The sequence below is a fragment of the Mesorhizobium sp. WSM4840 genome, assembly GCF_055811755.1.
Genome location: NZ_JBVVQD010000024.1, coordinates 1 through 21,524 on the forward strand (window position 1 = coordinate 1; position 21,524 = coordinate 21,524).

The 21,524-nt window shown below is 60.8% G+C and carries 18 protein-coding genes, 1 tRNA gene and 1 pseudogene; 10 read left to right on the forward strand and 10 right to left on the reverse strand.

Annotated elements, in window-relative coordinates; translation table 11 throughout:
• The coding region (locus tag AC0L3I_RS26375) for a hypothetical protein (protein WP_473528783.1) at nt 1-197 on the reverse strand (197 nt) is incomplete at its 3' end.
• A 73-nt stretch (nt 198-270) separates the two neighbouring features.
• Here AC0L3I_RS26375 and AC0L3I_RS26380 point away from each other — a divergent pair.
• Both AC0L3I_RS26380 and AC0L3I_RS26385 read left to right on the forward strand, forming a co-directional pair.
• Nucleotides 271-1,203 carry a lysylphosphatidylglycerol synthase domain-containing protein gene (locus AC0L3I_RS26380; protein WP_473528784.1) on the forward strand — a complete coding sequence of 311 codons (933 nt, stop codon included), beginning with the start codon at nt 271-273 and terminating at the stop codon, nt 1,201-1,203.
• 341 nt (nt 1,204-1,544) lie between these two features.
• A tRNA-Gln gene (locus AC0L3I_RS26385) sits at nt 1,545-1,618 on the forward strand.
• A 149-nt stretch (nt 1,619-1,767) separates the two neighbouring features.
• On the opposite strand, the gene AC0L3I_RS26390 is transcribed toward AC0L3I_RS26385, so the two are convergent.
• On the reverse strand, nt 1,768-2,052 hold the full coding sequence (locus AC0L3I_RS26390) for a DUF982 domain-containing protein (protein ID WP_123147586.1): 285 nt from the start codon (nt 2,050-2,052) through the stop codon (nt 1,768-1,770).
• 42 nt (nt 2,053-2,094) lie between these two features.
• On the opposite strand from AC0L3I_RS26390, the gene AC0L3I_RS26395 reads away from it, so the two are divergent.
• Both AC0L3I_RS26395 and AC0L3I_RS26400 read left to right on the forward strand, forming a co-directional pair.
• A complete protein-coding gene (locus AC0L3I_RS26395; protein ID WP_473528785.1) occupies nt 2,095-2,379 on the forward strand; it encodes a hypothetical protein in 285 nt (94 codons plus the stop codon).
• 206 nt (nt 2,380-2,585) lie between these two features.
• The gene (locus AC0L3I_RS26400) at nt 2,586-2,810 is read left to right on the forward strand and encodes a hypothetical protein (RefSeq protein WP_473487748.1); all 225 of its coding nucleotides are present in this window, start codon (nt 2,586-2,588) and stop codon (nt 2,808-2,810) included.
• A 202-nt stretch (nt 2,811-3,012) separates the two neighbouring features.
• Here AC0L3I_RS26400 and AC0L3I_RS26405 read toward each other — a convergent pair whose 3' ends face one another.
• The 8 genes and pseudogenes from AC0L3I_RS26405 to AC0L3I_RS26440 all read right to left on the reverse strand — a co-directional run bounded on the left by AC0L3I_RS26405 (nt 3,013) and on the right by AC0L3I_RS26440 (nt 15,135).
• Nucleotides 3,013-3,297 (reverse strand): hypothetical protein, encoded by a 285-nt coding sequence (locus AC0L3I_RS26405; RefSeq protein WP_473487749.1) that lies wholly within the window; start codon nt 3,295-3,297, stop codon nt 3,013-3,015.
• Between the two features lie 879 nt (nt 3,298-4,176).
• A pseudogene (locus AC0L3I_RS26410) lies at nt 4,177-4,557 on the reverse strand (vitamin B12 dependent-methionine synthase activation domain-containing protein); the annotation flags it as partial.
• A gap of 72 nt (nt 4,558-4,629) precedes the next feature.
• Entirely contained in the window at nt 4,630-7,242 is a 2,613-nt protein-coding gene (locus AC0L3I_RS26415; RefSeq protein ID WP_473487789.1) for a bifunctional diguanylate cyclase/phosphodiesterase, read from the reverse strand.
• Between the two features lie 304 nt (nt 7,243-7,546).
• Nucleotides 7,547-7,843 carry a hypothetical protein gene (locus tag AC0L3I_RS26420; RefSeq protein ID WP_473487750.1) on the reverse strand — a complete coding sequence of 99 codons (297 nt, stop codon included), beginning with the start codon at nt 7,841-7,843 and terminating at the stop codon, nt 7,547-7,549.
• Nucleotides 7,844-8,165: 322 nt separating this feature from the next.
• A complete protein-coding gene (locus AC0L3I_RS26425) occupies nt 8,166-9,032 on the reverse strand; it encodes a class I SAM-dependent methyltransferase (protein WP_473487751.1) in 867 nt (288 codons plus the stop codon).
• Between the two features lie 238 nt (nt 9,033-9,270).
• A complete protein-coding gene (gene metH, locus AC0L3I_RS26430; RefSeq protein ID WP_473528786.1) occupies nt 9,271-13,080 on the reverse strand; it encodes a methionine synthase in 3,810 nt (1,269 codons plus the stop codon).
• A gap of 327 nt (nt 13,081-13,407) precedes the next feature.
• Nucleotides 13,408-14,190: a hypothetical protein gene (locus AC0L3I_RS26435; protein WP_473487753.1), complete on the reverse strand. Its 783-nt coding sequence runs from the start codon at nt 14,188-14,190 to the stop codon at nt 13,408-13,410.
• A gap of 57 nt (nt 14,191-14,247) precedes the next feature.
• Nucleotides 14,248-15,135 carry a DUF7847 domain-containing protein gene (locus tag AC0L3I_RS26440; protein ID WP_473528787.1) on the reverse strand — a complete coding sequence of 296 codons (888 nt, stop codon included), beginning with the start codon at nt 15,133-15,135 and terminating at the stop codon, nt 14,248-14,250.
• A 152-nt stretch (nt 15,136-15,287) separates the two neighbouring features.
• On the opposite strand from AC0L3I_RS26440, the gene AC0L3I_RS26445 reads away from it, so the two are divergent.
• The 6 genes from AC0L3I_RS26445 to AC0L3I_RS26470 are packed head-to-tail and all read left to right on the forward strand — an operon-like array spanning nt 15,288 to nt 21,364.
• On the forward strand, nt 15,288-15,914 hold the full coding sequence (locus AC0L3I_RS26445; protein ID WP_473487755.1) for a DUF4129 domain-containing protein: 627 nt from the start codon (nt 15,288-15,290) through the stop codon (nt 15,912-15,914).
• Nucleotides 15,911-17,203 (forward strand): DUF4350 domain-containing protein, encoded by a 1,293-nt coding sequence (locus tag AC0L3I_RS26450; RefSeq protein ID WP_473487756.1) that lies wholly within the window; start codon nt 15,911-15,913, stop codon nt 17,201-17,203. The genes AC0L3I_RS26445 and AC0L3I_RS26450 overlap by 4 nt, the downstream gene beginning before the upstream one ends.
• Entirely contained in the window at nt 17,190-18,146 is a 957-nt protein-coding gene (locus tag AC0L3I_RS26455; protein ID WP_473528788.1) for an AAA family ATPase, read from the forward strand. The genes AC0L3I_RS26450 and AC0L3I_RS26455 overlap by 14 nt, the downstream gene beginning before the upstream one ends.
• A gap of 44 nt (nt 18,147-18,190) precedes the next feature.
• Entirely contained in the window at nt 18,191-19,453 is a 1,263-nt protein-coding gene (locus tag AC0L3I_RS26460; RefSeq protein ID WP_473528789.1) for a DUF58 domain-containing protein, read from the forward strand.
• A complete protein-coding gene (locus tag AC0L3I_RS26465) occupies nt 19,450-20,481 on the forward strand; it encodes a stage II sporulation protein M (RefSeq protein WP_473487759.1) in 1,032 nt (343 codons plus the stop codon). Before AC0L3I_RS26460 ends, AC0L3I_RS26465 begins: the two co-directional genes overlap by 4 nt.
• Nucleotides 20,468-21,364, forward strand: a complete 897-nt coding sequence (locus tag AC0L3I_RS26470) for an RDD family protein (RefSeq protein WP_473487760.1) — start codon at nt 20,468-20,470, stop codon at nt 21,362-21,364. Before AC0L3I_RS26465 ends, AC0L3I_RS26470 begins: the two co-directional genes overlap by 14 nt.
• Nucleotides 21,365-21,524: the final 160 nt, after the last annotated feature.

The following is a 21,524-nucleotide window of genomic DNA, read 5'->3' on the forward strand; positions in this document are numbered from 1 at the left end:
GCGTCTTCGACGCCTGGTTCAGACACCAGAAAATAGAAACCATCGACCTCAATGCCCTGGCTCGATAGGATGGCAAAACTGTTCGCGATGTCCTCGCACACCTGTTCGCGATGTCCCCAGTCCAAACACGCAGCACGCCTTGCCGGTTGAATAGCCGGCTTCGATAAGGCATTTCTGAAATGGCGGGAATGGAACATTCGGAATCGCGGCCAGTTTTCCTGACGCGAACCGGAAAAGGGCAACGGGGCTGCAACGCATGATCGTCACGCCATGAATTGGAGGCGCTATTTCTGGCCGGTCGTCGGCGTTGCGGCGGTCGTCTTCTCGTTGTGGCTGCTGCTGCATGAGCTGCGCGGCATCTCGCTCGACGATGTCTGGGACGGCATCGTCGCCATCCCTTCCCGCGGCTGGGTGTTCGCCGCGCTGAGCTCGGTCATCGCCTATGCATCGCTGGCCGGCTACGACCACATCGCGCTCCTGCATATCGGCAAGAAGGTCTCTTGGCTGTTCGTCACCTTCTGCTCATTCACCACCTATGCGCTGTCGCACAATATCGGCGGCTCGGTATTTTCAGGCGCGGTGATCCGCTACCGCGCCTACGGAACCAGGGGCCTGAGCGGAAAGGATGTCGGCGTGCTGGTGGCGATCTGCTGGATCACCTTCGTGCTGTCGACAATCCTCGTCTCCGGCCTCGTGCTGGTCTTCGAGCCTGAAATCATCGACCGGTTCTCCGGCGTACCGCACCATGGCCTGACCATAGCCGCGGGCCTAGCCATGCTGCTGCTGGTGGCGGCCTATGTCTTCGGCAGTTGGCTGCATCTCCGGCCGCTGAAGATCGGCAGTTTTCAGGTCCATTATCCGGCGCTGCCGATCGTCGCGCGGCAATTGCTGATCGGCCCGATCGAGCTTTTGGCAGCAGCGGCGATCATCTTCTTCGCCCTGCCCGTTTCAGGCAACCCCGGCTATTTCGTCGTGCTCGGCATTTTCCTGGTGTCGTTCTCGATCGCCCAGATCTCGCACGCACCGGGCGGGCTCGGCGTGTTCGAGGTCGTCTTTCTCGCCGGCCTGTCGCATATGGACCCGGTCGGCGTGCTGGCAGCACTGCTGGTGTTCCGGCTGTTCTACCTGATCATCCCACTGCTGATAGCGCTCGGCGTCGTGCTGTATTTCGAGCACTCACAGCTCGGGCGGAGTGAGAATTGAGGGGCACCGCCCCTTCTTCCTTCTCCCTTTGTGGGAGAAGGTGGATCGACGCGCAGCGCAGAGCCGGATGAGGGGTGTTGGACGGAACGCGGCGATGCCAAGCTGGAACACCCCTCATCCGACCGAGCGGAGCTCGGCCACCTTCTCCCACAAGGGGAGAAGGGAGAGCCCACGAGACAAGCGGCTCGCCCCGGAATGGGCAAGAGTGAGGGCAAGTCAAAACCTGAAGCAATTGCGCTGATTGAAGGGCGGGCAGGCTTGACTATTTTCCGGCGGCGGCTACAAGGCACGCGCGGCGCCATCGCCGCCCTGCCCGCGCGGTTTTCTTCAACCGCGCCTGCTGGGGAATAGGTTAACGGTAGACCCACGGACTCTGACTCCGTTAGTCCTGGTTCGAATCCAGGTTCCCCAGCCAAGTAATTTCAAGCACTTAGCTACCAAAACGGCTAAAAACCATGTTGCTAAAGGCGTGTAACGAACAGCAACATAAGTCATTGATTTGTAACGATTTGTAAGGGTTGCGGGAAATCGCGATAGCAGCATGGAGCGGGCCGTTCCACCTCATTACATCAGGTCTTCAGCAACCCCGTCAAACTTCTTAAGGCCTGCGCTTGGACGCTTTCGCTTAAGAAGTCCCTGTTCAGATGCGGCCGCCTTGAAAGCAGCGAACGCAGCTTGGTGACTGCAATGTCCGGCCAGGCATTCCTCGATCATTCGGATTGCTTCAAGCCGGGACGGCTTTTCCACGAGTGGCCATGGTTGCTGAAGCGCCATCTCGGCGTCGGCTATCGAAGCGACCACCATCGGCTTGTGATTCAGGTAGACTGTAATCGGAATAAACGCCGCCATTTTTATCGCTCGCCAGGATTAAGGCGGTTAAACGCGAAGGCCATGGCGGTGGTTGCATCATCGCGGACTAACGCTGCCGATCGCATCGCGGACATGTCGCGCGCGGATCTACAGATCATCCTGCGTCGTGCCGTATTGATGCTCAGGAACGTCTTAGGCGTGCCGCTTGAGCCCGCAACGGAGGACGCGCTCAATTCCATCGCGGCTGAAATGAAAATTGGTCGGTCCGACCTCATTCAGATCGTGCTGCGCGAATGGCTGGAAACCAACGCCTATCTGCCTGTGCGCACGATAGACGAGGAAAGCGAGACGGACGGCAACGCGTAGGCTGGGGCGCGACCTTTATGTAGAAGACCCGCCGCTACATTTGCGAAGCGACGGGCCTCCACCCCATTCCCCCATACTTGACCATGCAATTGCGGTGCCAGACGTATTGACCCATTGCGAGGCACCTTATGGCTTCTACACAGCGGAATTACCGCCGAGCCGGAACGCTTGCTTGTCTCGTGGGTTGAGATGCAGGAGATGCAGGCGTGGCCAAGAAGCTGTCCATCGCCGGAATATTGCGACTTACCTCTGACCAACTGAAGAGGATCCGGAAACGCGTCGCCAATGGCGGTCACGTGGACCAGATGCAAGAGGTCGATGCTCTGGTGGGCCTCGCTAAAGAAATAGCCGACCGGCAACTAGCCGGGTTAGAAAGCCCGGCAGATGAAAACGATGGCTCTGTGCAAGACGGTGACGATGCAAAGGACTGAGCGTGGCGCCGGCCCCCCCCGCGAGCGACTGACAGTCGCTCACAAAATCATCCCCGAAATCGTTCGGTGAACCACGCTTTTTGCCACCCACCACCTTCATCGGCTTATGGGTTATCAGGCGCTTCGGCAAGTGCTCGGTGTGCACTTCAAGCAGGGGCTCGTTAATTCCTTTAGGCGATGGCGGGGTGCAGACGAAGGATTGTCATTGAAGTGCCCCACCAGGAACGCCGATGGAATCTGTGTTATCCGATCCTCGTTCAACGGCATGTGCGATTTGTTTCAGCATCGCATGAGCCGCGCCAGCCGACATGACGAGGCGGCACACAATCACGTGTTCGAACTTTCCACGCTCGTAGATCGCTCGCTGCCGGCTGTAAAATATGCACCTGAAATTCCCGTCTCCCAAATTTTCCATGTCGGCCATCCCTGAAATGAAGACATCGGGGATGATGGCCGTTTCGACTAAGTCCATGATGGGATCGGTCATGATGCGTCTCCCCAATTGCCCCCAATTGCCGGGTTCCAACACCCGGCGTTGCTGACACCTGCAATTTTTGCAGGCTAAGGGAGCAACTGTCGTTTGATCAACTTGGAGATTGGGGGTAGCCGGCACCTGCAATGGGAGAAGGATCTCGCATGCCGCATCCGCCTTACTATATTAGCAGTAGCGCATTAAGGGGATTAGAATGCCACCCCAGCCGGCGCCGCTCTCAATCCCCTCACGCCGGTTAGGCCCGGCGGCCCGCTGGTCACCCCCGATAAGCTGTCGGGCCGTCCTATCAAAAGCGCGGTGTTGACCAACGTGAGACGAGATCGAACCAACAACCCCGGCAACCGGCATCAAGGGCAGGCGCCACGGGCCGCCGGCCAACGACGAAGCAGGGCATTTCCAGTTCTGCCCCGTCTGTGGCCAGACATTCGACATGCGTGACCTCGGCCAGGTGCTCCACCATGCAGATTCTGACCATGAGAGCCGCTGCCGACAGAACAATAGGTTCCCTCACAGTGTTCGTTCGAATGATGCTATTCCGTTGCCTTGAGCGCAAGTTTTTGGTCAGGCCACCACAGCGCCTCCTGTTACGCTCGCTGGTGGTCAAGGCCCAGCGGCCTCAAGCTGCCAGTCCCCCTCGCAACCAAGCCGCTGGGCCGTCTCCGCTAGAGGCAACGCGCAAGGCGATGCTGGCGCCGTTTGTGAGGGAGGCGCCAAATCGCTGACGGATTCCGCGGAAAAGGCACTGAAACAAGCCGTAGGCCGTCTTGGCGAAGCCCTGACCAATTCGGAACGGGTCGACCGACGATCCTCCGACGCCCCTTGATGATTCATGGGGCTCCTCGCCCAATCAGTTAGGCACCGTAATTTCCCGCCTCACGCGGGTGCGTCAAGCCCTTGCGCCGGCACATAGTTGAGTATCGGGCCGAGCCAGCGCTCGACCTCGGCGAGCGGCATGCGCTTGCGCCGCGCATAGTCCTCGACCTGGTCGCGTTCGACCTTGGCGACGCCGAAATAATAGCTTTCGGGATGCGACAGTTAGATGCCGGACACGGAGGAGCCCGGCCACATGGCAAAGCTTTCGGTCAGGCTGACGCCGGCATTGCGCTCGCCGTCGAGCAGGCGGATCAGCGCCGCCTTCTCGGTGTGATCGGGCTGCGTCGATAGGCCGGCCCCGGACGGATGCCGCGATAGGGTTCGCCGATCAGCTCGTCCGGGGCCGGGTCTCATCGGGTGCATGGGCCCCCAGAACTCCTCTGCCGTGATCGGCCAATCTCCAAATCCTAAGACTCAAGCGAAGCGCTACACTGTGACGTGAGGCGTATGCGCTTATACTCTACCCAACCGGAGCGGTTCATCCAAAATCCGTTCCGTGCGCAAACGCCGAGATCGAACAAAGGCCTTTAGTCCGTCGGAATCCAGCGCATGCCCGAAGGCATGGCCCTGCAGTATGTCGCAGCCCAAGCTCTTGAGTATCCGTGCGTGCTCCATCGTCTCGACACCTTCCGCTACGACCTCGATACCCAGGGACTTGCCGATTTCAATGATCGACGAGACGACCTGCCTTCGTTGCGGCGATTTGACAATTGGGATGACCAGTTGGCGATCTATCTTCAGCCGGCGAGGCTGCAGCTTGAGCAAGCTGACTATAGAGGCGTAGCCCGTACCAAAATCGTCTATTTCTACGTCAATACCGAGCTCTTTTATCTGCTCAAGGTTCCAGGTAACAAAATCATCATTTTCGTCAAGGAAAATTGATTCAACGAGCTCGAATGCAACTGCTCCCTTCTTGATATTTAGTTTCCTAAGACTCTTTATGAGTTCCTCATCCTGAAGGCGGCGTGCCGAAACGTTGACTGACACCCGCGGGATGTGAAGATTCGCAGCAGACCACCCATCGAGATCCAAAAGCGATTGCTCTAATATGTTTCGATCGATGATCGAGACGACATTCAATTCTTCCGCAATCCTTAGGAAGACGTCGGGCGCCAAAATCCCCTTCTCCGGATGTCTCCATCGCGCCAACGCCTCAACCCCAACAATTTCAAGCGTTTTTGCGTCAAATTGCGGCTGGTAGAAGGGAATGAACTCGTTGCGCTCAAGGCCGCCGAGAATTTCGTCGGCAATCCGTTTTGTGTCGACGATTTCGCTTTGCATCGGCTCGGTGAAGAATTCGTATCGATTGCGCCCACGCCTCTTTGCTCGGTAGAGCGCGATGTCAGCGTTAACCAGCAGGTGTTTGGCTTCGACATCTTTTCCGTTATCGACTGCAATTCCCACGCTCACGCCAAAACGGCATCGATGGCCCTGATAGTAGACCGGTTCTCGCATCTGGCTGATAACGCGGTCAGCGAGCAGCGCCAGTTGCTTGATATCGTCATGCACCACGCACAGGACGATGAATTCGTCTCCTCCGATCCGAGCGACGAATCCCTCACCATCGACTTTGGATCGGAGGACCGTTGACGCGTGAACAAGCATTGCGTCGCCTGCGGCGTGGCCAAGCGTATCGTTGATGTGCTTGAACCGATCCAGATCTATGTGAAGCAGTGCCGCATACCCGCCGGTGCGCCTGGCGTTTGCAGCGTAATCTTCCAGCACTTGGTCGAGGTAACGCCGGTTGGGCAAACCGGTCAGCGAATCGTGGAGCGCAATGTGCTCTATGCGCGCCTTGGCCGACTCGAGTTCTGCATTTTTCGACTCGGAGAGCTGTTTTGCGCGAACCAGGTCCTTGTTCAGCAGGACATCGGCTGTCACATCCCATTCGGCGCCAATCATTTTTGGGGTGTCGTTTGCGACCCGGTAAATTATCGCCTTGGATCGGACATGGCGAATCTCGCCATCCGGCCGAATAATCCGGTACTCCGACAAATATGGCCCGCCGCCGGCCATCGCGCTGTCGAAATCGGCGTGGGCGCCAGCCAGATCATCCGGGTGGATTGCTCCTGCCCAGTCCAGGTAACCGCGGCCCTCCCCAGTTGGTTTGCCGTATATTTCATTGACGCGGTCGTCCCACGTAAGTTCGTTGGTCGCGAGATCGTGTTCCCAAACGCCAATAGCCGACGCTTCCAGAGCGAGTTCCAGGCGTCTCGACAATCGACTCAGTTCCGCATAGTTGCGCTGTCTCTCGCCAATCAGGCGACCCGTAACCAGGAATGGGATCACAACCAACGCCCCGGCCACCGCCATGATTGCGCGCAAGAACCACGCGTTGTCGGGCGTCGAAGGCCAGCCGTTTTTAGGAATGGCTGCGATCCGCCACGAACCGGACGGGAGCAGAACGTCGGCTGTCACCGGATTGCTTTTGCCGACGCGCTCATTGCCGAAGAATTGATCTCCACTTGGACCGAGAGCGTCCTTACCGATCAGCGCTATGTCAATCCCGAGATCATCGTCAAGCAGGCCGCTCGCCTTATAAAGGCGCTGAACGTCGACAACGGCCGAAATGATGCCCCAGAACCTTTCGGTGTTGCCCGCACTTCGTACAAAAACCGGGATACGACCGACGAAGCCTTGCCCTCCCTGCCTCAAGTCGACGGGACCGGCAAGAATTAGCTCGCGCTCGTCTCGCGCCCTTAGCGCGGCCACACGCTGCCGCTCGTCCTTGCGGTAATCGAGGCCTATCGCCTTCTCGTTGCCCTCCATCGGGTACATCAGGGAAATGACCAGATCGGGCGCGCCGGCAATATTCTTCAATTGCGAGCCCCTGCCAAACAGGTTGCTCGCGAGCGAGGCGAAGCGTTGCTGTCCCATATAGGGCTCAGTCACGACCGTCGCGACCAGACCCTGCACCAGTTGAAGGTTTCCGTTGATGTTACCTTCAAGCTTGGCGCGGATAAGATTGACCTTGGCCAGGACATCCGCACGGGCGGCTTGATCCGAGACGACTTTGTTCTGGTGGTCCGCGAACGCTGCGCCAACGGCAATAACTATCACCGCCATTGCCGCCGGGATATTTGCCGACGAGAAAACAGCCTTCTTAATACCGCCGAACCTAGCGCGGAAAAGAGCCAATAGCCGATTCCTCAGCTGCTATTCAGGTTCTCGGGCCAACCCCGACCAAGGAATATTAGCTATCAATATTTAATTTTGACCTTCACGAGTCCTAAAATCTTTGCACTTTCCAGCCGCCTGAGGTCGCCGGAGTGGATGACACGGACCTGCGGCTCCGGCTGACACCTTAGGCCGTGAACTCATAAAATGCGGCATGACCGAGATCGATGGGAAGCAGAATAAAGGGATTGGCTTAGCCCTTCACGCCCCATTTTAGTTGGCTGGCATCGACAACATCAGATCCCATATGCTCAATAAAAAAGCCTCGTATCCTCTGGCGATGCCGATCCCATCTGGGAGACATTCGCTCACTCTCGTTCTCATATTCAGCTAGAAAAACCCATTCCACGAATTGATCCGCTGTAACATCACCTGATTGAGGAATGAAATCGGTGACATGCATGAACTTGTCGCCGTGCATTCCTCCACAATAGCCATGACCAGCACAGACCGCGTGCATGAGCGAGTCGAATCTATTCTTTGCTTTCATGGAACATGCGCGATGATGAAGCGGGATGCCTACGCGCGCTTCGCCAACATATCCTTACTAGGCGTAGGTCCGCAATGGGTCGTTTTCCGACTGAGACTTTTATATCGCTGCGGATTCTGATTCAGGCTCAGCATGAGCCAATATCTACGTCCTAGAACTGCTTGCAGTCGCTGAAGGTGCATGGGTTGCCCTCGGGCGATCGACTCGACCGCCGCTGCGAGCAGGAAAAGCTCGGCGATCCCCACCGTCGAGGGATAACCGTGCTCACCTTTCCGGCATCAGATCGACGAGACGACAATGCAAAACGGGATCAATAGTAGGACTAGTGGCCCTCAATCGACTTGGGGGTAACCAGGTATGGTATCTTGCCGACGCTACGCTTCGTCGCACCAATGGAATAGGCCATTGGGATCTTGGGAGAGTTCTCTGGCAAGCCGTACATATCCTTGCCGGCCCTCACGGCAAAGGAAAAGTGCTGCCACGAAACCGTGTCATGCTCATTGAGAAAATCAAGCGTCAGCCCAGCTGAAATCAGCGCGTTCACCACGTCACTGACCGGATGAATCCACTCATAGTAGCGAGGATGTTTCAAGATGCGGTCATCACCGGTATAGGTGAGTTCCTCGTTCCATGCGAGTGGTCGAGCTATTGGCGTTCGCCAGTCATGCTTGAACTCCAGCGCCGCAGCCTTGCGGTCACACTGGAACATCAATGGATGGCCCTCGGCCAGATAGAGCCGGCCGCCGGGCCGCAGGAGATCTGCAACCACCCGCGCCCAGCGGAACACGTCGTCCAGCCAGTTTACCGAACCCCAGGTAACGTAAGCGATGTCAAAGGTCCGGCCAAGCGCTTCGACTGCCTCGAACAGTGGCGCCTCCACGAAGCGCACATCAGTGCCTGCCTTTGCAGCGAAATCCCGCGCCGCTGCGATCGCCGTCGGTGAAAAGTCGAGGCCGGTCACGCTGCCCGCGCCCAAATTCTTCAAGCTGATTGTGTCGAGCCCGATGTGGCATTGCAAATGGACGATATCCTTGCCGACAATGTCACCGACCTCGCGCGTTTCCAGCTCATAGAGATTGGATCCGCCAGCCAGTACATTTTCTATGTGGTAGCTGCCCGTCGTGTCGGTCGAATGCAGTTCGGCCCGATCATCCCAATTAAGGCGGTTCGCACCCAGAAACAGTTCCAAATTGCCCCCCTGCCGAGACTAATATTTGGTAAACAGAACGTTAATATACTTTGCAGCTAATGTGGCGCGCGTCAATCCGAGGCGGGTCGGTGCACCACCGCTGCAGGCCAGTCTCACCACCGCCCTGGCCAAGGCGGACGTGCCAATCACGTCTCTGTGCAGGACGAGCGCGCAATCAGGACAAGGCTGCTGTCATGGAGGTGCCGGCTCCTCGCCCTGTCAGCCTCGCGACGCGATTTCACGCGGCTGCGTCAAGTCCCTGCGCCGGCACATAGTTGAGTATCGGCCCCAGCCAGCGCTCGACCTCGGCTAGCGGCATGGCCTTGCGGCGCGCGTAGTCCTCGACCTGGTCGCGTTCGACCTTGGCGACGCCGAAATAATAGCTTTCGGGATGCGACAGATAGATGCCGGACACGGAGGAGCCCGGCCACATCGCAAAACTTTCGGTCAGGCTGACGCCGGCATTGCGCTCGCCCTCGAGCAGGCGGAAAAGCGTCGCTTTCTCGGTGTGGTCGGGCTGCGCCGGATAGCCGGGCGCCGGGCGGATACCGCGATAGGGTTCGCCGATCAGCTCGTCCGGCGCCAGAGCCTCGTCCGGCGCATAGGCCCAGAACTCCTTGCGCACGCGTTCGTGCAGACGCTCGGCGAAGGCCTCGGCGAAACGGTCGGCCAGCGCCTTGACCATGATCGACGAGTAATCGTCGTTGGCCCGCTCGAAGCGCTCGGCGATCGCTGCTTCCTCGATGCCGGCGGTAACGATGAAGCCGCCGAGATAGTCGGCCCTGCCGCTGTCGGCAGGCGCGACGAAATCCGAGAGGGCGACATTCGCCTTGCCGTCGCGCTTGGTCAGCTGCTGGCGCAGCGTGAAGAAGGTCGCCAACTCCTGCGAGCGCTTATCGTCGGTGAAAAGCCTGATGTCGTCGCCGACGGTATTCGCCGGCCAGAAGCCGATGACCCCCTTCGGCGCGAACCATTTTTCCGCGATGATCTTGGCCAGCATCGCTTGGGCGTCCTCGAAGAGCTGGCGTGCCGCCGGCCCTTGCGCCTCGTCGTCGAGGATTTTCGGGTAGCGCCCCTTCAGCTCCCAGGTCTGGAAGAACGGCGTCCAGTCGATATAGCGCGCGAGCTCGGCCAGGTCCCAGGCTGCGAAAGTTTTCAAGCCGAGGAAGGACGGCTTTGGCGGCGCGTAGGCCGACCAATCGATCCTGTGGGCGTTGGCACGCGCCTTGGCGAGCGGCAAGCGCTGCTTGTCGGCTTCGCTGCGCGCATGCGCATCGGCGACCTTTTTGTACTCGGCACGAACATTGTCGACATAGCCGCCCCTGGTCTCGTTCGACAAAAGTGCCGACACCACGCCGACCGCGCGGCTGGCATCGGTGACGTAGACCGTCTGGCCCCTGGCATAGCGCGGATGGATTTTTACCGCCGTGTGCACGCGGCTGGTCGTCGCGCCGCCGATCAACAGCGGAATGTCAAAACCTTCGCGCTCCATCTCGGCGGCCATGTGCACCATCTCATCGAGCGAGGGCGTGATCAGGCCGGACAGGCCGATGATGTCGACCTTTAGCTCGCGCGCCGTCTGCAGGATCTTCGCCGCCGGCACCATGACGCCGAGGTCGATGATCTCGTAATTGTTGCAGGCGAGAACCACGCCGACGATGTTCTTGCCGATATCGTGCACATCGCCCTTCACCGTCGCCATCAGGATCTTTCCGGCGGTCTGGCGCTCGCCGGTGTCGACGCCATTGGCGGCGTTCGCCAGCTTCTCCGCCTCCATGTGCGGAAGCAGGCCGGCAACGGCCTGCTTCATGACGCGGGCCGATTTCACCACTTGCGGCAGGAACATTTTTCCTGCGCCGAACAGGTCGCCGACGACATTCATTCCTGCCATCAAAGGACCTTCGATGACATGCAGCGGGCGCTCAGCGGCACGTCGTGCTTCGTCCGTGTCCTGGTCGATGAATTCGGTGATGCCGTTGACCAGTGCGTGCGAAATGCGCTGCTCGACCGGCCAGTCGCGCCAGGCGAGATCGCGTTCCTGCGCCTCCTTGCCCGCCGTGCCCTTGAAACGTTCGGCGAGTTCCAGCATGCGTTCGGTCGCCGTGCCGCCGCCCTTCGGTTGACGGTTGTTGACGACATCCTCGCAGGCTTCGCGCAATTCCGGATCGATGGTGTCGTAGACGGCTAGCTGTCCGGCGTTGACGATGCCCATGTCCATGCCCGCCTGGATGGCATGGTAGAGGAACACGGCATGCATGGCCTCGCGCACCGGCTCATTGCCGCGGAACGAGAAGGAGAGGTTCGACACGCCGCCCGATATGTGGACATGGGGAAGCGTCGCGGTGATCTGCCTGGCGGCTTCGATGAAGTCGACGCCGTAATTGTTATGCTCGTCGATGCCGGTGGCGATGGCAAAGATGTTCGGATCGAAAACGATGTCCTCGGGCGGGAATCCGGCCTGCTCGGTCAGCAGGTTATAGGCGCGGGTGCAGATTTCGACCTTGCGCGCATGGGTGTCGGCCTGGCCGTCCTCATCGAAGGCCATGACGACCACCGCCGCGCCATACGCGCGGACGAGCTTCGCATGGTGCAGGAACGCTTCCTCGCCTTCCTTCATCGAAATGGAGTTCACCAGCGGCTTGCCCTGCACGCATTTCAGGCCGGCTTCGATGATCTCCCATTTGGAGCTGTCGATCATCACGGGAACGCGGGCGATATCCGGCTCGGCGGCGATCAGGTTGAGATATTCGACCATCGCCTTCTTCGAATCGATCAGGCCTTCGTCCATGTTGATGTCGATGATCTGCGCGCCGTTGGCGACCTGGTCGCGTGCGACGTCGAGCGCGGAGGCATAGTCGCCCGCCGTGATCAGCTTCCTGAATTTCGCCGAGCCGGTGACATTGGTCCGCTCGCCGACATTCACGAACCGAATCTCGTCGGTCAGCGTGAACGGCTCGAGCCCCGACAGGCGCATCTTCGGTTCGACGTCGGGAACAGCGCGCGGCGGATATGTCTTCACCGCCTGTGCGATGGCGCGGATGTGGTCCGGCGTCGAGCCGCAGCAGCCGCCGACGATGTTGACCAATCCGTCGCGCGCGAACTCCTCGATCTGCGCGGCCATGAATTCCGGGCTCTCGTCATAGCGGCCGAATTCATTGGGCAGGCCGGCATTCGGATAGGCGCAAACAAAGGTGTCGGCGACGCCTGATATTTCGTCCAGATGGGCGCGCATGGCTTTGGCGCCAAGCGCGCAATTGAGGCCTATCGTGAACGGGTTGGCGTGACGGACCGAATGCCAGAACGCCGTCGGCGTCTGGCCGGACAGCGTGCGGCCGGACAGGTCGGTGATCGTGCCGGAGATCATGACCGGCAGATGCACGTCCTTCTCGATGAAGATCTCGTTGCAAGCGAAGATCGCCGCCTTGGCATTCAGCGTATCGAAAATGGTCTCGATCAGGATGATGTCGGCGCCGCCGTCGATGAGACCGCGCAGCTGCTCGCCATAGGCAAGGCGCAATTCGTCGAACGTCACGGCGCGGTAGCCGGGATTGTTGACATCCGGCGACATCGAGGCGGTGCGGTTGGTCGGCCCCAGCGCACCGGCGACGAAGCGACGTTTGCCGTCCTCCTGCTCAGCCCTCACCGCTGCCCTGCGCACCAGCCGTGCACCGTCGCGGTTCAGCGCGTAGACCGCATCCTCCATGCCGTAGTCCGTCTGGGCGATGGACGTCGAGGAGAACGTATTGGTTTCAAGGATATCCGCCCCGGCGATGGCGTATTGATAATGAATCTCCTCGATCGCCTTGGGCTGCGTCAGGATCAGCAGGTCGTTGTTGCCTTGCTGGTGGCAGGCGCAATCCGCGAATTTGTCGCCACGGAAGTGGTTCTCGTCGAAGCCCAGGCCCTGGATCTGCGTGCCCATGGCGCCGTCGAGGATGAGGATGCGCTCGCGCGCCGCCGCCGTCAGCGCCGCAAGGACTTCCGACCCGTCGGGCTTTGCCGCGACAGGACCGAACAGGTCGTCCAGCGGTGAAGGGTTTTGCGACACTTTCAATCCTCAAGGCGACAGTCGCGCTTAAGCGACATAAAGACATCTTTATGTCACTATACGAGATTTGTCTGCCGCTGTCACCCCTGCCGCCGGGAATGCTACCCGCCGGCGCTACAACGCCGGCTGCGCAGTCTTCGCCGATGCCGCCCTGAGCAGCATCCCGAACAGGTCGCGCGGCTCGTCGGGGTCATTTCCGACAGCAGCACCGGTAACCGTTGTGGACATCGGCGAGAGAGGGCGCGGCCATCGTCGATCAGGCGATCGCCGACATGACGGCGGGCAAGGTCTCCGACGCGGATGTCGCTTCGTTCATGATGTCTCGCGTCAGGAGAATATCTCCGCCAGTTCGTCGACGCTGGTGCCTTCCCTAACCTGCCGCAACTCGACATAGCTGACTGCGGTGGCGATCGACATCACCATAGACGTTACACTCGTCACCAATGCGTCCACCACCGCACCCACTATCCCCCCTCCAAACAGCGCGGTTGCAGTGCCTAGCGCCAACTCAATGGCGATCACGATAATGATCAGGATAATGAACAGGCCGAACAGCGCCCAGCGGCTTCCCTTGGTCAGATCGCGGCTGCGCGCCATCGAGCCGAACACGCCGAGCCGCTCTTGCACCAGTGCCGGTACCGCGACCGACCAACGGAGCGCCAACATGATGCCAGGCACAATCAGCAGCATCAAACCGAGGCCCACGCCTAAACCAACCAACAGGGCAATGGCGAACGTCGGCAGGAGGAAGGAGACTGCTTTCGCGATGCAGTCACCGAACGAAGGCTGCTTGCCGTTCAGGTCCTCGATGGTTGCGCGCACCAGTGACGCCTGAAGCAACAGCGACAGGATATACGAAGCAAGGCCGGCACCCATCGTGACGGCGGTATAGCCGAATACCAGGTTCTGCTCGCCGAAAGTGCTCGGGTCGAAGGGGACGGCCGGGTCCTGTCTCAACGCCCAAAGTTGAAAAACAAGAGTCGGCAAACCCGAAAACAATGCCGCAAGTCCTAAGCAAAGCACGGCGTTACGACCGATGACCGCAAAGCTGTCGTTGAAAACCCTGCCGATGCGAAACTTGTCCGGTCGTTCCAGTGTCGTTGAAACCATGAGGTACCCTGTCCAGTTCAGGCCGTTGCTGATGCGACGAAGGCGGCGACCTCCCCGCTATGAGAAAATCTCCGCCAGCTCGTCGATGCCAGTGCCTTCCTTGACCTGCCGGAGTTCGACATAGCTGACCGCGATGGCAACCGATATCAATGTAGACACCACTGTCGACACAACGGCGCTTCCAATCGCGCCGACAATCAGGCCAACCGTCGAGAGGCTGCCGGTAAGGGCGAAAGCCAATCCAAACACCAAAGCGAATGCCATTTGGATGGCAATCGCCGCCAAGAACAGAATCAGCAAAAGACCGAATAGTGACCAGCGGCTACCCTTCGTCAAAGCACGGCTACGCGACATCGAACCAAACACGCCAAGGCGCTCCTGGATCAGCACGGGCACGGAAACCGATACACCGAGGAGCAGCCTGATGCCTGGAACCAGCAACGCTATGAACGCTATGAACGCAATGAGGGCTCCAAAAACGGGCATAAGCATACCAGCCACGAACATCATCACCACCATCGCGAGGATCATGGTGAGGAAGACAACCAGGCCAATGCCGAGCGTCGGGAATATGCAACGCAAAGCGATCTGGATGCAGTCACCGATTGCCGGGCGCTTGCCGTTCAAGTCTTCTATCGTCGCCCTCACCAGTGACGATTGAAACAACAAAGCCAGCACAAAATATATCAAGCCAAAAGCCATCGATATTAACGAGTTGCCTAGAATCGCCGAGGGATCGGTAACCGCCATGCTTTCGGGATTGGCAAAATCGAGGTTGGCAAAATTTCTGTAATTCCAAAGGTTAAGCACCAGTGCCGGAAGGGCGGAAAAAAGAGCCGCCAGTCCGACCAACAGACCCGGATTGCGGCCGATGACCGCAAAAATATTGTTGAAAACCCTGCCGATGCGAAACTTGTCCGGCCGTTCCAATGTCGTTGAAACCATGATGCGTCCCCCGCTTAATCACCGCATATCGGCTGGTGATCCCCGCATTAAATGTGCCAACATTGGAGGTCGGCGTCTAGTCCACTTGCAATTGCCGTTGTGCATTGTCAGTGTCGGCTGGGGAACCACAGGTTGCAGGGGAGCGGTTGGCAGTGGCACAGCCAGGCACAGCGGAAGCCGAATGGCTGGCAAAAGCGCATGAGCAGCTGATCTCGGATAAGTCGATCCAGTTCGACCTGCCGGCTTATGTGCCGCCGCAGCCACCCGACTGGCTGAAGCCGCTGCTGGACCTGTTGTCGTCGCTCGGCCCCTACATGATCTATCTGTTCTGGGGGGCGGTGATATCAGGTGCCGCGATCATCCTGCTCCTGGTCTTTCTCGAGATGAAAGATATCGCCTGGCGCCTGCCGTGGCAGCGCGCGCGGCGCGAAACCGAGGCGGAGGAAGCATGGCGTCCCGACGCCGGCGCCGCGCAGATCCTGCTGTCGGAAGCCGACGCGCTTGCCGCGCGAGGCGACTACGACGAAGCTGTCCATCTCCTGCTTCGCCGCAGCGTCGCCGATATTGCCGGTCGGCTGCCGGACTTCCTGCGCCCATCGCTCACGGCGCGCGACATCGCCGCTGCTGCTTCGGTTCCCGCCAAGGCCCGCGCGGCGTTTACCGAGATCGCACGCATCGTCGAAGCCGCATTGTTCGCACGCCGGCCCGTCGGCGCCGAAGGCTGGCGGCAAGCACGCGGCGCCTATGAGCGTTTCGTCTTCCGGGATGCCTGGACATGAGCGCGACGACGGTCGAACCAGCGGCACAGGAACCGTTCAATCGAAGAACGCTATTCTGGGGCATTTTCGCCAGCCTGCTTGCGGCAGCGGGCTTCTTGCTGCTGTCCACCTATGCTCCCGACTTCCGGCAACCCGGCAATGGCGGCGCCACGCCGCTGTCGAAAAGCGGTGTCGGCTATGCCGGCCTGGCGGAATGGATGCGGCTGACCGGCAACCCGTCTTCCATGGCGCGGACCGAGGATGATCTCGGCACCGACATGTTGCTGATCGTCACCATTTCGCCCGAGAGCGATCCCGCGGCGCTCGACCACATCCTCGAACTTCGGCAGGACCTGGATACCCTTTTCGTGCTGCCCAAATGGCAGACATTGCCGCTGGAGGAGCACGAAGGATGGAAGATGAAATTCGGGCGATTGCCCGATGCGGTGGTGAACCAATGGCTCGGCCGGATCGCCAACGCAAAGATCGGCGTCGGCCAAAGTACGGTGCAGCAACTCGACATCGAGGGCCGGCTTGTTGCCGCCCCCGATGAATTCCAGTGGGTGGCGGACGAGCATCCAATCATAGCAGCCGGCAACGACAAGGCTGTGCTCACCGAAGTGGACGACAAGCCTTTTTACATCCTGACCGACCCCGACCTGATCAACAACGCCGCGCTTGGGGACTCCAACAAAGCGGCAGCCGCGCTCGCTCTGATCAGCCGGCTTCAATCCGGAATCAGTCCGTCCCGGTCCAATTTCAAACTGCCCGACCCTGACCAACTCGGCGACGCCGCATCCGAAAATCCAGATAAGAGAGGCCGCGCACAGCCGGTCATGTTCGATCTCACGCTGCATGGCGCGGGGCGAAAATATGATCTTGCCAAGCTGTTGGTCGAACCGCCGTTTCTGGCGCTGACACTGACGATCCTGGCTGCGGCGGCGCTGGCTTTCCTGCACGGCCTCGGCCGTTTCGGCCCACCGCGCGCCGAATTGCGCGCCATTGCCTTTGGCAAGCGCGCGCTGGTGGATACGACGGCGATGCTGCTGCGGCGCGCCGGGCGGCTCGAGGAACTGGGAGGCCGCTATGCGGCCTTGATGCGGGTGCGCGCCGGCGCACTGCTGGGAGCGCCGCAGGGGCTGCAAGGCAAAGCGCTCGACCACTGGCTCGATTCTCGCGATAAGGACGAGGTCGACGGATTCACCGCGCGTGCTCAAGCCGCCGGCGAGGCGAAAAATCTGACGCAAATGCACGAGGCAGCGGAACAGCTGCACGATTGGACGGCAAGGAGGCTCGGTGAACGTCGATGACGTGAAGGCCCTGGCGACACGGATCAGGGAAGAAGTGGCCAAGGCGATCACCGGGCAGCACGACACTGTCGACCTGATGCTGATCGCCTTGTTCGCCGGCGGGCATATCCTGCTGGAAGGCCCTCCGGGCACGGCCAAGACAATGACCGCGCGCTGCTTCGCCCAGGCTCTGGGTGTCGCCTACGGGCGCATCCAGTTCACGCCGGACCTGATGCCTGGCGATATCGTCGGATCGAACATCTATAATTTCCAGACCGGACAGTTCACGCTGACGCGCGGTCCGATCTTCTGCGATCTTCTGCTTGCCGACGAGATCAACCGCACGCCGCCCAAGACGCAGGCAGCGCTCCTGGAGGCTATGCAGGAGCATGCGGTCACCTTCGACGGCACCACGCATTCGCTGGGCCGCAACTTCATGGTGGTCGCGACCCAGAACCCGATCGAGCACCAGGGCGTCTATCCCCTGCCCGAGGCACAGCTCGACCGCTTCCTGTTCAAACACCGGGTCAGCTATCCCGGCCCCGAGGAGGAACGGGCCATCATCATCCACCATGGCGGCGGCGCCGCCTCGCACGACATCGCGCAATACGGCATCAAGGCCCAGGCGGACCGCAAGACACTGGAGAAGGCGCTCGAAACCGTCGGCTCCGTCACCCTTGTCGACGACGTCGTCGGCTACATCGCGGTGCTGGTGCGCGCCACACGCGACACCGCCGATTTGGAGGTCGGTGCCAGTCCACGCGCGGGCGCCATGCTGGCCAGGGCGGCACGGGCGCGGGCGGCGCTGGACGGGCGCGCCTATGTGATCCCCGACGACGTCAAGGCGCTGGCGGTGCCGGCGCTGCGCCATCGCGTCATCCTGTCCCCGGCCGCGCAGATCGATGGTCGGCTGGTCGAGCAGATCGTCTCCGACCTGGTCGATGAGACGGAAGCGCCGCGTTGATCTATCCGAGCGGCCGAGCGGTTTGGACGGCTGCAGCCGGCGCGGTGCCGGCGTTCCTGGTCGCGCTGGCGCTGCCGTCGCTCTGGTATCTCGGATTGCTGTGGATCTGCCTGCTGCTCGCCTTCCTGGCGGTAGACGCCGCGGCGGGGCGCGGGCGGACATCGCTGGCCGCCAGCGTCCACGCGCCGCCGCAGGTCGGCGTCGGCGGGCAGTTCACCGTCCACGTCGCGGCCCGTTTTTCAGGCCGGACGCGGAGCCTGGAGGCGCGCGTCGGCCATGATGTCCGCCTGGCGCCGATGGGCGGAACCGGCGGAGCCCTGGCCCCCACCAGCGACGGCGGATCGCTCGACCTGCGGTTCCAGGCGCTGCGGCGCGGCATCGCCAGCTTCGATCGTCTGTGGGTGCGCTGGCGCGGGCCGTTCGGACTGGTCTGGAACCAAGTCGTCCTGCCGATGGAAAGCAAGGTGGCAGTGTTGCCCGACGTCCGCAGCGCCCGCGACCAGGCGATCACGCTGCTGCAGCGTGACGCCCTGCCCGACGGGCACGCCCAGCGCCGGGCCGGCCAGGGCCGGGAGTTCGAGGCGCTCAAGGATTATCAGCCCGGCATGGGCCGGCGGATGATCGACTGGAAGCGCAGCGCCCGCCACGGCAGGCTGCTGGCGCGCGAATTCCGAATCGAGGAGAACAACAATATCGTGCTGGCGATCGACAGCGGACGCCTGATGTGCGAGCCGGTCGACGGTGTGCCGAAGGTGGACCGGGCGGTGGCGGCCGCCTTGCTGTCGGCATTCGTTGCGCTCAAGGGCGGCGACATGGTCAGCCTGTTCGGCTTCGATGCGCGGCCGCGCGTCACGAGCGGCGCGGTGCGCGGCTCGGCCAGCTTCGCGATGATCCAGAAGCGGGCTGCGGAGATCGACTATTCCAACGAGGAGACCAATTTCACCCTGGCGCTGACCACGCTTGCGGCGCGGCTCGACCGGCGCTCACTGGTGATCGTCTTCACCGACTTCGTCGATCCGATCAGCGCGGAATTGATGCTGCGCACCGTCGGCCGGCTCACCGAGCGGCATCTGGTGCTGTTCATGATGATGAGGGATGTCGAGCTGGAGAGCTTGACCGATATGCCGCCTTTGTCCGGCGAGGATGTGGCCCGCGCCGTCGTCGCCGGCGGGCTTTTGCGCGAAAGGCAGGTCGTTATCGGCAGGTTGCGGCTGCTTGGTGCGCATGTGATCGAAGCCGATCATCAAAGGCTGGGGCCGGCGTTGGTCGAGCGCTACCTGCAGTTCAAGCGGGAGGATCTGTTGTGAGCGCGCTAGTATCCGGCGATGCTGGACGCGGCGATGCCGTACGCCAGTCGCTGGCCAGCTTCCGTCGGGAGCGCGAGGCCGACTGGAAGGCGTTCGAGGGGCTTCTCGCCCGCGTCGAGAAACGCGCGCCGCGGGCGCTGTCGGAAGAAGAACTGCTGTCGCTGCCGCTGCTCTACCGTTCGGCATTGTCTTCCCTTTCGGTGGCGAGAGCGACATCCCTCGACAGCGCGCTGATCGCTTATCTCGAATCCCTGTCGTTGCGAGGTTACTTCTATCTCTACGGGGCACGTCGCGGACTACGGCAGCGTGTTGGCGATTTCTTCCTGCGCGACTGGCCCGGCGCCATCCGCGACTTGTGGCGCGAGACGCTGGTGTCGGTGGCGCTGATGTTTGTCGGCATCGGCGTCGGCGCCTGGCTGGTAGCGTCCGACAAAGGCTGGTTCGACGCGATCATCCCGTCGGGCCTGGCGGCCGGCCGTGGCCCCGACGCTTCGGCCGAGCTGCTGCGCAGGATGCTTTATGATGGCGACAACGGCTTTCTCTCAGGCTTTGCCGCTTATCTTTTCACCCACAACGTCCAGGTTGCAATCCTGGCCTTCGCCCTTGGATTTGCCTTCGCCGCGCCGACGGTGCTGCTGATGCTGTTCAACGGCTGCATGCTGGGTGCGCTGTTCCAAGTCTATTGGGCAAAGGGGCTTGGCATGGAACTTGGCGGCTGGCTGGCCATTCACGGCACCACCGAATTGTTCGCCATCGCGCTGGCCGGCGCTGCCGGCATGCGTATCGGCACGCGCATCGCCTTTCCCGGCGAATTGACCCGTATGACGGCAGCCGCCCATGCCGGACGCGTCGCGGCGACCGCGATGGTCGGCGTTTCGGTCATGCTGCTGTTTGCCGGACTGCTCGAGGGCATCGGCAGGCAGACGATCACCAGCGATGTCACGCGCTATGCCATCGGCGGCGGCATGCTCGCACTGTGGATCGGCTATTTCTACCTGTTCCAGGTGGTGCGGAATGGCGACCGTTAGACACTCCGCGCTGGCGACAATACGCTCGCTGATCACGCCTGAAGGTGTCGATCTCCAGGTAAAGCTGGCCGATGCCGGCACACGGGCTGCCGCTTTCCTGCTCGATGTCGTGTTTATCGCCACGGCCGCAGTCGCGGTCACGATTGGCGCGCTGTTCGGGGTGAGAGGCCTTGGCACCGATGAAATGCAGCCGCTTTTCATCGTCTGGATCATCGCGATCTTTTTTCTGCGCAACGTCTATTTCATCGCCTTCGAGGCGGGCCGGCGCGCGTCGACGCCCGGCAAGCGGATCGTCGGCATCAGGGTCGCGTCACGCAACGGAGCCGGCCTATCGGTCGATCAGGTCATCGCCCGCAATCTGATGCGCGAGATTGAAGTCTTTCTGCCGCTGTCGATTATTGCCGGACGGGGCGGGATGGGCATCGCCGATACGCTGACGACGGTCTTCGGACTGGTGTGGACGCTGCTGTTCGCTTTGTTCCCGCTTTTCAATGGCGACCGGTTGCGGATTGGCGACCTCCTGGCGGGAACCTGGGTCGTCGAGGCGCCGAAGCGCACGCTGATGGAAGATCTGTCGGCAAGGCAGGATCCGGTCGCCAAGACTTTTCAGTTCAGCCACGCGCAGCTCGATGCCTATGGCATCGCCGAACTGCACAAGCTGGAGGAAGTGCTGCGCCGCGACGACTACTTCGCGCTGCGGGCGGTGGCTGAAACGATCGGACGCAAGATCGGTTCAACGCCGCAGGCGCATGACGCCCGCCCGTTCCTGACGGCGTATTACGGGGATCTCAGGGCGCATCTCGAACGCAAGCTTCTTCTCGGCACCCGCAAGGCCGACAAGCACGCGCGCGGTAGCAACGCTGGACCAACGAGGCTGCCATGAACACATCTCTATCCGAGCTTGAACTTCAAGAGATGGAAACCCGAGCTGCCGCGGCCCAACCTGGCCCGTGGAAATCATGGGTCGAGGGCCGGGACTTTCTTGGCGGCTCAAGTTTCATCCAGACCGGCCAAGGGGCGGACCGCGGCGAGGACATCGAAAT

Coding starts and splice junctions, on each gene's coding strand:
- AC0L3I_RS26440 (WP_473528787.1), bottom strand. CDS start 15,135: ATGGTTTCAACGACATTGGAACGGCCGGACAAGTTTCGCATCGGCAGG.
- AC0L3I_RS26435 (WP_473487753.1), bottom strand. CDS start 14,190: ATGGTTTCAACGACACTGGAACGACCGGACAAGTTTCGCATCGGCAGG.
- AC0L3I_RS26380 (WP_473528784.1), top strand. CDS start 271: ATGAATTGGAGGCGCTATTTCTGGCCGGTCGTCGGCGTTGCGGCGGTC.
- AC0L3I_RS26395 (WP_473528785.1), top strand. CDS start 2,095: ATGGCGGTGGTTGCATCATCGCGGACTAACGCTGCCGATCGCATCGCG.
- AC0L3I_RS26405 (WP_473487749.1), bottom strand. CDS start 3,297: ATGACCGATCCCATCATGGACTTAGTCGAAACGGCCATCATCCCCGAT.
- AC0L3I_RS26420 (WP_473487750.1), bottom strand. CDS start 7,843: ATGAAAGCAAAGAATAGATTCGACTCGCTCATGCACGCGGTCTGTGCT.
- AC0L3I_RS26470 (WP_473487760.1), top strand. CDS start 20,468: ATGGCGACCGTTAGACACTCCGCGCTGGCGACAATACGCTCGCTGATC.
- AC0L3I_RS26415 (WP_473487789.1), bottom strand. CDS start 7,242: ATGGCGGTGATAGTTATTGCCGTTGGCGCAGCGTTCGCGGACCACCAG.
- AC0L3I_RS26450 (WP_473487756.1), top strand. CDS start 15,911: ATGAGCGCGACGACGGTCGAACCAGCGGCACAGGAACCGTTCAATCGA.
- AC0L3I_RS26390 (WP_123147586.1), bottom strand. CDS start 2,052: ATGGCGGCGTTTATTCCGATTACAGTCTACCTGAATCACAAGCCGATG.